The 11,194-nt window shown below is 56.6% G+C and carries 8 protein-coding genes; 4 read left to right on the top strand and 4 right to left on the bottom strand.

Annotation, left to right across the window (positions count from 1 at the left end; translation table 11 throughout):
• Positions 1-342: autotransporter domain-containing protein (locus ABJZ52_RS01250; RefSeq protein ID WP_348189944.1), on the top strand; the 342-nt coding region annotated here is incomplete at its 5' end.
• A gap of 419 nt (positions 343-761) precedes the next feature.
• Here ABJZ52_RS01250 and ABJZ52_RS01245 read toward each other — a convergent pair.
• The 4 genes from ABJZ52_RS01245 to ABJZ52_RS01230 form a co-directional block, all read right to left on the bottom strand.
• The gene (locus ABJZ52_RS01245; RefSeq protein ID WP_348189942.1) at positions 762-1,577 is read right to left on the bottom strand and encodes an extracellular solute-binding protein; all 816 of its coding nucleotides are present in this window, start codon (positions 1,575-1,577) and stop codon (positions 762-764) included.
• A 173-nt stretch (positions 1,578-1,750) separates the two neighbouring features.
• Positions 1,751-4,873, bottom strand: coding sequence for an efflux RND transporter permease subunit (locus ABJZ52_RS01240; protein WP_348189940.1), 3,123 nt, complete (start codon positions 4,871-4,873; stop codon positions 1,751-1,753).
• Positions 4,870-6,234, bottom strand: a complete 1,365-nt coding sequence (locus ABJZ52_RS01235) for an HlyD family efflux transporter periplasmic adaptor subunit (RefSeq protein ID WP_348189938.1) — start codon at positions 6,232-6,234, stop codon at positions 4,870-4,872. Before ABJZ52_RS01235 ends, ABJZ52_RS01240 begins: the two co-directional genes overlap by 4 nt.
• 478 nt (positions 6,235-6,712) lie before the next feature.
• Positions 6,713-8,074: a hypothetical protein gene (locus tag ABJZ52_RS01230; RefSeq protein WP_348189936.1), complete on the bottom strand. Its 1,362-nt coding sequence runs from the start codon at positions 8,072-8,074 to the stop codon at positions 6,713-6,715.
• A gap of 416 nt (positions 8,075-8,490) precedes the next feature.
• On the opposite strand from ABJZ52_RS01230, the gene ABJZ52_RS01225 reads away from it, so the two are divergent.
• From ABJZ52_RS01225 to ABJZ52_RS01215, 3 genes are all read left to right on the top strand, one after another.
• Positions 8,491-8,883, top strand: a complete 393-nt coding sequence (locus ABJZ52_RS01225; protein WP_348189832.1) for a hypothetical protein — start codon at positions 8,491-8,493, stop codon at positions 8,881-8,883.
• A gap of 121 nt (positions 8,884-9,004) precedes the next feature.
• Positions 9,005-10,585: a hypothetical protein gene (locus ABJZ52_RS01220; protein WP_348189830.1), complete on the top strand. Its 1,581-nt coding sequence runs from the start codon at positions 9,005-9,007 to the stop codon at positions 10,583-10,585.
• 226 nt (positions 10,586-10,811) lie between these two features.
• A complete protein-coding gene (locus ABJZ52_RS01215; protein ID WP_348189933.1) occupies positions 10,812-11,192 on the top strand; it encodes a hypothetical protein in 381 nt (126 codons plus the stop codon).
• Positions 11,193-11,194: the final 2 nt, after the last annotated feature.

Below are 11,194 nucleotides of genomic sequence, written 5' to 3'. Positions count from 1 at the left end.
AAGGTTCGGGCTTCATCCCGGGCGCTAGGTACAAGCACGGTGGGACTTCGGGTGCACCGTCATTTCGCAGGTCCCTGGCTGGGTGTAGGCCTAGACCTGCATGGCAGCGTTGCATGGCGGCACAGTTTTGGCGACGTCATACCTAGTGTGACTTCCTCTTTCGCCGGTAGCGACCCGTTCAATATAGGCGGGGTCCCGCTTGACGAACACACACTTCTTGCTCAGATGGGGGCGTCATTCGACCTGACTCGTCGGTTTTCCATAACCACAACCTACGCGGGTGAGTTCAGCGACAATGCTGCCGTCAATTCCCTTCGAGCTGGCGTTAGCCTTAATTTCTAGGGTCTGGTCGCGGATCAAGATTTAGCCCTAGTTTGTGCGCAAATTGCCCCTTTTCGGCAAGTGAATGGCAACGGAAAGTGTTGCCCTTTTGCAAACCCTCAGGGACCGAAAGGGAGCGATTTGCGCAAAATCTGCTAAATAGGGCGACTGATTTCGGTTCCAGGGGCGTCCGAGAGCCCTTTTTGTGGGATCTCCACCTCAGACTTTCCTCCCGCCCGGAGATCGAAACCGGACACGCGCAATGCTGAAGTCTTAATCGTCCACAAATCCTGGGGCCTGTGGACGCTTATTCGAGGGGCCTGGCGTGTTTGGAATTTTTAAACGCACGCGCCTCCGCACCAGGCCGCAAAACGGCCATACCTCTCACGGAGACTGCCGAAAAGTATCCGCAATCGAATTTTGTTCGTGATATTAGGTGATCAGCGCACCCAGCCCTCCGAAGCCATGAGCTTGCGGGCTTCCGCAGAGACTAGGAAGTCCAGGAACTGTTCTGCTTCTGGGTCTGCTTTGGGAGATAGAACAACGTTTACGTCCCGGTAGATCGAGCGTTCTGGTTCGAGTTCGACCATCTCTAGATCCTCTTTTGTAGCCGGCCAGTTGGGCCAAGTGATCCATGCGTCAACCTTACTACGTTCGAATTCGCGGTAGCTGGCGCCAGAGCCGAGCGCGTAGGAAACTATGTTGTTCTTGAAGCCCTGCAGATCCTCAAGCTTGCCGAGCCGTCCCGCGACATCTTCCCAGACCCCGGTGCCAGAAGTATTGTAGACGCCTGCGCCTTCCGTCACCACAATGCGCACGCCCTCGGCCAGCAAGTCGTCGAAACCGCGAATATTCTTAGGGTTGCCTGCCTTGACCGCTATGACCGCCGGGCGGAGATAAACCGGCCTGACCTCGTTGAGTTCGAATGCGGTGTAAGTCAGCAAGAACGCTGCCATGGACTGTTGCGACGTTCCCCATAGTATATCCGCTTGCGCCTGGGCCTGCGCGGACCATCTGTCCTCCGGCCCGGCGACGATTTCCACCCGGTTGCCGGTCTCTTCCTCAAAGGCCCTGGCGACTTTTGCAAAAGCCGTATGAGGGCCGCCGGCACCGAACAGGCGCACGACGCCGTCAGCGGGCACGTATTCTATGGTGGGGTCGTAAAGTGCGGTCGTGCCGAGGCGATCCTCAATCGTGTCCGACAGGACGGGCGTCACGGTGATTGCCAGTGCGGCGAGTATAAGTGAGGTTCGCATAGTAACTCCTTTGGGCTGCGTATGGGCGAAAGCCGAAAGGCTTCACATATTCCGTTTGTCGATCACGTTGGTGCCTCAGAACCTGTTCCGTTTGGGACGAGGCGTTGCGCGCGTAAATCAGCGCCGAATTCCAGTTTCTTATGCACGCTAAACCGGTTGGCTTCCTGCTCGGGTCATTGTTGCGCATGCAAACGCGATTTTTGTTTTCGTTCTGCGGCCAGAGATGTCAGGCCGAAGTCGTCCAGAATTGTGTAAAACGCCGGCACAATGAAAACGATCAGGAGTGTGGTCGCCATCAGCCCGAAGACGATGGAAGTAACCAGTGGAACGAGAACCTGCGCCTGGGCACTGGTCTCGAACAAGAGCGGGAGCATTCCGGCGGTCGTCGTTAGCGAGGTCAGAAAAATCGCCCGGAACCGCGCTTTGACGCCCAGAGGGGCGATATCTGCAACGCTGTCTAGATCAGGAGAATGTTCGTTCTTGATAAACTGGACCAACAGAATCGAGTCGTTGACCACAATCCCCGACAGGGCGATCACGCCGAGCATGCTTGGCAAGGAAAAATCGATTCCCAGAAGCAGATGGCCGAGCACGGCACCGCCCAATGAGAAGGGTATCAGGGACATGACTACCGCGGGTTCGGCGTAACTCCGGAACTGGAAGCTGAGCAGAATGAAGACCATCACAAACCCGATTCCGACAATTGTGCCCATCGAACCCAAGGTTTCGGCGCTTTTGGAACTCTGGCCCGCCGTTTCCGCCTTCAGGCCAGGATGGTTGGCAAGCAGCTCCGGAATGAAGCGAAGTTCTGTATCCTTCACAATCTCGTTGGCATTGGCGACGCCGAGCAGAACATCCCCAGCCACGGTGACCGAAGGACGGCGGTCGATGCGCTCAATACGGGCAAAACCGCGCTCCGAATTGATTGTCAAGACATTGCCGATTGGCACCCGGTCGCCGCTCGGTGCCTTGATCGTGAAAGACTCCAGGTCGCCGAAACTGTCGCGGTCCGCGAGTGCCAGACGCAGATTGACCTCCAGTCTCTCCGACCCGATCTGGACCTCGTTGGTGACGATACCCTTGTAGGCGCCGGCAAGCTGGTCGGCGATCGCCTGTGCGTCGAGGCCGAGCGCGCCCGCGCTGTCCCTGAGCGAGAGTGCTAGCTCGGGTTTGCCGAGGGCAAGGTTGTCTGAAATGTTGTAAACGCCGTCATAGCTTTGAAGCCATGACTGAAGCTCTTCGGACGCCTTGTCGAGATCATTAATGTCCGTATGGGACAAGCGCAGCTCGATGGCCCTGCCAGCCGGGCCGACGGCAGCCTCTGTTATAACGATGCGGCGGACATCGAGGGTGTCCGGCATCTCGCCTCGCCAAGCCGTCAGTATGCGTTCGTTGCTTGCCTGTCTGATCGCGCCTTCGACAAGATCAACCGTAACAGTTGCCAAGTGAGCGCCATTGGCTCCAGCATCGCTGTTCTCGTTGTACCGTACAAGCACATTCCTGAGCAGGGAGGAAGCATCAGGTTCATTCGGCGCCAGCGCCGCATCCATGCGCAGCAGTGCCGCAATAACTTCCGCCGTGACGTGACGGGTTGCCGTCAAATTGGCACTGGCAGGAAGCTCGATCCTCGCTTCGAGTTGATTGCCTTCGACATTCGGAAATGCCTGGAACTTGAGTGTCCCACCCGCAAGCAGAGCCAGTGTACCGAGGAAAAGCATCACGCACAGGCCGACCGATAGATAGCGGTTTCGCACCGACCAGGCGGCGCCCGGGCCGATCGCCTTGTCGAACAACAGCCGAAGCAGGTCGTCAGCATATCGTCCGATCCGACTGGCCTGTTCGGCCGAAGCGCAATGGGATAGGTGATTGGGCAGGATCAAAAAGGCCTCTAATAGAGAGACCGCGAGAACCAGCAGCATCACGACTGGTATCACACTGAGCAAATCGCCCAGATCGCCGCTCAAAAAAGAGAGCGATCCGAAGATCGCCGCAGTCGTCAGGAACGAGGAGATGACTCCCGGTGCGACCTGACGCGTTCCCTCAATCGCGGCTTCCTTCGCTGATAATCCCTGACGCCGTTTGGTTGCGATGTTCTCGGAAATCACGATGGCGTCATCCATCATGATTCCGACCACAATAAGCAGTGCGACCATTGTCAGCATATTGATAGTAATGCCGAGCAACACCATAAACGCCAGTGCCCCGAGAAAGGACGCCGGGAGCCCCATGCCGATCCAAAAAGCCTGACGCGCTCCGAAAAAGACCCACATGGCCAGCACCACCAGCACCAGACCTTGGATACTGTTTGTTGTGAGCATGCGCAGTCTGTCCTTCAAAGCGACGGAGCCGTCGTTCGTTACTGTCAGCTCCACGCCGGGCGCAGCGCGCAGCCGCTCTTCAGCGACGAACGCCTGAACGCGCTCCACTACCTGGATGAGATCGTCTTTCCGGATTTTCGAAACGTCGAGGACGGCTGCAAGACGACCGTTGAGCCGTGTCTCGATCTCTTCTGCTTCGAACGTGTCGGTTATGGTGGCTATGTCCCCCAGGCGGATCTTTCCGCCAAGGAACGAAGAGGCGACGATGATCGACGAATAGGCGTGGATCGCGCGTCTTTCGTCGGCGAACCGCAGCAGAATCGAGCCTGTTTCAGTTGTGATCTGGCCAGCTGGGGCGTTTATGTTCTGGCGCTCCAGGGTACTGGCAATTTCTGGAAGGGTCAGACCCAGTTGACGAGCGACAGCGTCACGAACCTCAATTCTTATCTGGCGGCCGGAAAATCCCGCGACCGTAATTTGCGGGATTCCACCGAATCTCAGCATGCGGTCCTTGACACTCTCCGCATAGTTTTTCAGCTGAATTTTGTCCTCGATCCCCGTTATCACGACCGAAGCTGCTCGGCTCTGGCGCCCTGCCTTCTCGATTGCAGGATCCTCGACACCCGCTGGGAAATCCGAGATCGCGTCGATTTCCTGAACGACATCACGTAGCAACTGGTCGATATCGGACCCCTCGCTCATGCGGACAGTCGCCTGCGCCAGATTTTCTTGCGAGACGCATTTCAGTTCGGCAATGTTTTCGACGGCTTCAAGCGCATCTTCAACCCGGAGGCAGACAGCTTGCTCGACATCAACTGCGGCCGCCCCCGGAAAAGCAATGCGGACCGAGACTTCCTTGAACGGGATTTGCGGAAAAGTCTCCATCACAAGGGACGGAGCTTTGAACAGACCGATGAAGATAAGACCAGCCATGAGCAGCTTTGAGGCTGTGGGATGCTGAACGAAATACCGGATCATCGGGCTGCGCTCCGGGTCTTGTCTGCATTGCCTGTCGAGGAGAGGTTGTCACGGCTCGGAAGATTGTCTTCGACCGGACGCAGCAGCATGCCTTCGATCGCGGGAGAAAGGTCGCTCACAACGACTCTCGTGCCGGCGGGTAGGGCAGATCTAAGCACCACGACGTCGCCGTGCTGAAAGGCGATCTGGGCATCCGCGAACGCAAGGCGGTTGTTTTGCGATACAATCTTGATCTTGCCATTGACTACCGCGTTACGGGGGACAATTGACCTGTCGGCGATCTCTGGGCCGGCGAGCTCGACCGTCGCGAACATGCCCTTGACCAAGGGTGTTCGCGTTCCCGGCCGGGCATCGTCGTATGGATTGTCAACGCCGACGATCAGTCCCAGCGAGCGGGTTTCCGGATCGACTGTGTCGCTGATGCGCTTGACTGTCGCTGGCCAGGCGCCGCTGGAACCGATCCGGACGACTGCGGAAATTCTTTCCAGTTCGCGGCCCAGATTGCGGAGTCCTGCGTCCGCTTCCGGCCGGCCCTCGAAAAGAAGACCCGCAAACTGTGACATGCTGACCGGGTTGAGCTGAACATCTATGCTGGCGGCTTCTGTTCCGTCTAGCTCGCCTATGGAAGTGCCGGCGGCAACGAATTTTCCGATTTCTATATCGACCCTCGCCACCCGTGCATCAAAGGGAGCCCGGATGACTGTGCGCGCGTGGCCAAGCCGGGCTGTTTCCAGGCGCAGTTCGCTTTTACGCCTTGCCTGCTCCAGAGCTTTCCTCTTGACGGGGTTCAGAGCGATCTCGTTCCGGAGATTCTGGACGGCGGTCTCCTGCTGCAGGACGGCGGCCTGCTGGTTTTCCACTTGCTGGTCCGATATGACCTTGCGATCGAGAAGCGTTTTGAAGCGATTCAGTTCAAGGACTTCAAGATCCAGAACGGCCTTCGCGATCTCGAGCGACTTCTGCTGGGCCTGCAAGCCGACCGCAAGTTCTTCCAAATTTACCTCCGCACTCGCGATTTCGCTACCCGCTTCCGCAATTTCGAGCTCGAAATCCTCTGCGGACAGGGTCGCGAGAACGTCGCCTTTGGACACGAAAGCTCCCCGCTTCAGGCCCTCGCCGACCTGAACGACGCGCGCCGAAACCTGCGCGATCAAATCCACAGTGCGGGAGGGGGCGACGGTGCCGAAACCCGTTATGCGCGGTATGAAAGCCTGGGGGTCTGCTGTCGTGACGCGGGCCACAGTCACCGTTTCAGTGGGCTGTAAACGCGTCGGCGTGTTCTTGCCGCTAGCGGCGAGCACCAGAACGAGGATACCGATGAGGACAGGCAGGATGGCCAGTGTTTTTTTCGAGAGGGTCAAGGGCGTATCTTCCGCTGTTCAGGATGTTCATGCTTGGCGCAAATAGAGTACCGTTTGACGGGGATCGTGTGGTCGCTGTTCTCATGCACGTCCTTGTGGGCGGCGAGAGCAGGCTGATCGGTCGACCCGAAGCCCGCGGGCAATGCTTCCATGCGATAGATCTAATACGTCCGCACCCTAGGTTCTGCGATGAGGCGCCGCCTGTGACGCACAGCACCCTCTCGAACAGGACCGGGAAGATCGTCGGTGCATTAAGCCGGCTGTTCAAAGCACCGCAATTTGCGCTCAAACCGAGGCTAAATCCCAATTGCCAGCAGACCCTAGGTGTTTGAACCGCAGACCGTGGCGGTGCAATCTTTTCGCCGGGATGGAAGGAAGCACTAAGGGGCTGGTTCTTCACATGATCGCGCCCAATGGCCTCCTGCGCATTTGAATTCCTTCGAATAGCAGGAGGCCATTGAGGTTGGCGTGCGGTGTTCTATTCCTTGAAAAGAGCGGGCACGATGGACGTGTCCAGACACTCCGCCTCTTCTCTTTCCTCGATTTCAACGTAATCCCCGCTGACACTCAGCAATTCGGTCGATTGTTGGAGGCGGGCACTGTCCGAAGGGAAGACACGGTCATCGAGGTTTTTGTGGAGGGCAATGAGCCCGTTGCAATAGACCACCAAAGCCTTGGCAGGAGTGCTTTCGCTTTCAAAGCGACGCACCAGCTTACGGCTATCGCCATGTGACGGCGAACTCTTGGCGCAGAAATTCAGAAGATCGGCGAGCAACTCCGGAGCCTTTCCGGAGGCTTTCCGTTTTGTGTCCCACGCCTCGTCCTCGGTTTGGTCGTTTGACGGGTCTTTTTCTTCCTCGCCGGGATCGCCGCCGGAGCCGCCGCCTCTGGACCGGCCGTCCGTTTCATCTTCCGCGGACTTGACAAATCCAGGGAACATTTCCTCGACCTGCTCAAGCAGGCCCCCACAGCCTTCCAGCGCTGTTCTTAGCGTTTTCAGGCAACTCAACTGATTCATGAGACCACGTAAAAAGGCACGGTCAGCTCGGCCGGAAACCGTGGCGAGATCGTCCCCGGCCGCCTTGAGGAATACATCGCTCAATCTATCGAAATCGAGTGTTTTGCAATTTTTCAGCAAGGCCTCGTAGAGTTTGGCGATTTTCATGCCGCCGTCGATCATGTTGTTATACTGGGCTCGAAGAACCTCTGCGCGCGTACCGAGCCGTTGCTCGGCCTGCCTAGCATGCAACTGCATCGCATAGTCTGCGCGCACGCCATTGACTGTTTTTTTGTCGAAGAACCTGTCGGCCGCTTGTTCGAGCAACAGCGCAAGTCCGCTGCGAGCGCTGTTGCCTTCGAAATGCATACGGGCGCCCTGCAGAAGCATGTACCGTTGCCGGTTGGTTACGCCGCTATCCTTAAGTGCTTCGCGAATGTCGTTCAGCGCCTTTTCCCTGGCCGAGCGCGGTTCGCTGGAGCCGAACTGCTGTTCGTTGGCAATATCCTCGAATGCCTTGAGCTTTTCGACAAGAGCCAGGAGTTGATCGTGTGATGGCGCGTCCTGAAGCCTCGCATAATACTCTGCGATTCGTTCGACGACTATCCGGTTAGATGGCCGAGTGTCACGGCGCTCGATTTGGCCGATCTGACGTTTGCCGGCCCGTTGGGAAAGCAAAAGGCCGATTTCTTCCTGAATGTCGGTCAGCGGGGAGGAGTTTTGCGAGACCCTCACGGTATCGCCTTTCCGTGCAGCCGTCAGGGCGGGGTCGAGTACCGTCAGTCCAACCAATGCGCGGTCGCGCGAATAGATGGCATCGTTTGAAATCGGGGTGGTCGCCACTTTGGTACATGCCTCCGGACCGTGGAGCCTAATGCCCTAGGAACACAACTCCTGGGCAGTTTTCGGCGCCGAATTTGAGCAAGTCGCATTTAAAAGGAGTAGTTTTCTCTTTACCTGAGCTGCCGTCTCCGACGCAAGTAGGATACCGATTTTTCCTTTCAAAACGGCGCGACGTAGAGCGCGCTAAGCGCTGTAACCATACCTGTAAAAAGCCTCCGGGGATGTGCTGTTTGACACAGCGTGGAGCGGTGCGGTGTGAGAATCTGTAACACGGTTGGGCGCGGCGCATGAGTGCGCGGACAGTCGGTGAATAGAAGTCGTTTGCAGCTAGTGGGCGAAGTACTGATATTCCGCCGTTTTGTTCGGTTGCGCGGCGCTCGCGCCGGTAGGGAAGTTCCCTGGAGAAGTCGAAGAGTATGGACGAATACAGTCAGTTGCGGGCGCGGGAAACGATGGGCGACACGCGTGTGAGGATCGGTTTTTTCCGTGGTGAAGTTCGTCGACGACGCGCTGGAATGCGTCACCTCCTGCCCCAGATCGAGCGCAATCTGCGCATGCTGGCCGCTTCGCCGCTGTTGAGTTCCGATGCGGGGTTTCACAATCTGCTTCACGGAATTTCGCTGGCCGGAACGCTCGATGATTTCGCCGACCGTTTCGCCGACCTGCATCGATATGTCTCTTCCCGCGCCAGTGAGGCAGCCGGCAGCGAAGATCCGGGCGGCTGTTCGGCCCGGTTGTCAGGCGGTGCCGCGGCGCTTCACTCCGGAAGGGGGGGGGCGAGTGGCGGGCGTCAGCGCCTGAGGCTCTGACGCCGTGCGGTGGCTTGCTTCTGCTGACTTCATGTTTCGAGAGAGGGAGACGTCGCCAGGCGCGGGCTTTCTCATCCAAGATACACAAGAGGGCCGGGCAGGCCTGAGGGATTGAATTGAAATGCGTAATCCGTCCGAGAATTCCAGCTTTTTCTCCAAAGCGTTCGCATCGCCCACCGCGCCGACGTCTGATCCGCTGCCGACCCAGAACATAACGGGGTCGGGTGATTTCAATTCGACGACGCTCAAGAACAGAGAAAATTACGAGAAGATCTTTCCTTTCAAGGATGGGTCCAGCGAAGAGACCCGCTTGCCGCCGCCGCTCGACGAGAATGGCGACCCGATCGATCTGCAGACCGTCGATCTCGATCAGATATCGCCGGAACTGTTCAATCAGAGTTTTCATTCCGCGCACCAGCTTGAACTTCTGAAGCGCTTCGACGGAGATTTGGCGCTCGGTGCGGGAGACGAAAGAATTGACGTGCTTGAGGGCGACGACGCTCGAACCGTTCTGATCCTCCAGGATATCACCAAGAACGATCTGGCCCAGCTGAGCATCAAGGACCAGACGCGCATCGTGAATTATCTGACGCGATCGGACGTTCCCGATGAAGTGAAGCAAAAGCTTGCATTTCAGTGGGAGGCCGAGGTCGGCGGAACGGTGGAACAAAACCGGGAAACAGCGGGAAAGCTTGTTGCAGATGCGATAACAAGCATCGAGAGCGAAGCGAGCGCGAACGAAGCGGTTTACATAGAGCAGCTGAAGATCATTCAATCCAAAGTCGATGACAACGTTCTTTTCTCTCTGGGGTCCATCAACACGCAAATTGATGCAATTCGCGAGCGCTTCGATCGAATGCATGCGTTTGAGACCACGATAGAAGCGAATGATACGACCTTCGAAAAGTTCAGCATTGAATTTCCCAATAGCTTGGATGGAAATGCGTCCATGGAGTCTGCTCTTGAGAGTTTTCTCGAGCAAGAAGCACGTATTTTAGATGCTCAGAAACAACGGTTGGAGTTTGCTTCTAGATCCGATTCGATAGACTTGCCAAATCTTGTGGCCGGATTACAAATTTCTGAAAACATCGGAAAAGAAATATTAGCCGCTCAAAATACATTGGAGCTTGAGCAGAATAACGAGCTGGTGAAATACTATGCTGAAATTCAGAGGATGGTGAATGAGGTTCAAAAGGATTTCAACTCCGATAAACCTGAAGAAGAGAGGGATATATTCGGCAAGACAGGAACTACTGTCATAACGATACCAGGACCTAACTCAGGTGACTCAGGCTATACTAAAGATGTGACGGATCGCGAAAGAACTGCGTTGAAGATGTTTGATGAATTCTTTTCCGGAACAAACGTTAATTTGATAGAGTTTGGAGAGCCGATAGGCCACCCAATGGAAGATCTAAATTCCATCACGCGACCCACAGACCAAATGCTTGGCAGTGGGACCGCCGTTGATGAAGGCTCAGCCTCACAGTTTAGAGGTCTACCAAAAAAAACCCAAGCGGAGTGGAACCTCTTCGCGACCCAGCTTGCCGATGCGGTGACCCTGATCAATCAGAGAACCCAGATCCTGACCAACGACATCACCTCCCTCAACCAGGAGGGCAACCGTCACTTCGAGCAAATGAACAACGCGCTCCGGCGCTCGATTGACATGATCAATTCGATCGCGCGGACGGCTGGTTAATGCCCGTGGGGAATCGCAAGTTGTCCTTTGCATACGTTCGACTTGAACAGTTTCAGGCAGCGAAGGCGAGGGGCTGTCTCTTCCAAGTCGACAGGTAGTTGCGGCGAAACAAGGTCCTCCGCGAATTCTTGAAAACGCTGTCGTTGAGGATCTTCCGGCGAGCGGCGGCCACACTATCACCCGAAGTTTGGATTTGAACTTTTACTCTTGAACAAGGATGGGTCCCATGCGGACGCAGCGATTTGATTTTGGCCTTGAAAAGATTTCACACCGGCGCGTCGACGACGAGAATCATCTTCCCGGAGAGGGGAAGTCCGCGCCGGTGTATCTTCCCGACGGTCTCCAGCTGGATGAGCTTCTGGCGCTGCCATCTCTCGATGAGAGATTGACGCGCTTGCTGCAGCCGGAATTTCTGGACGCCGGTTTGCTCGAGCCTCGGATTCTGTCGCAGACGCGGCAGGAAACCAGCTGGACGATACAGGCCTGTGCCGAGCGGGCCCGCGGTCAAGGGTCCGATGCGCTTGTCGAGGCCGCGGCAGTGTTTCAAGAGGAAGCGCAACTGGACGACGAAGTTCGGTCGTTCCTGGCTGCATTGCTGAAAGGGTAACT

It is taken from the genome of Roseibium sp. (genome assembly GCF_039982295.1).
Lineage (GTDB): Bacteria > Pseudomonadota > Alphaproteobacteria > Rhizobiales > Stappiaceae > Roseibium.
This window is presented reverse-complemented; position numbering and strand designations above follow the sequence as displayed.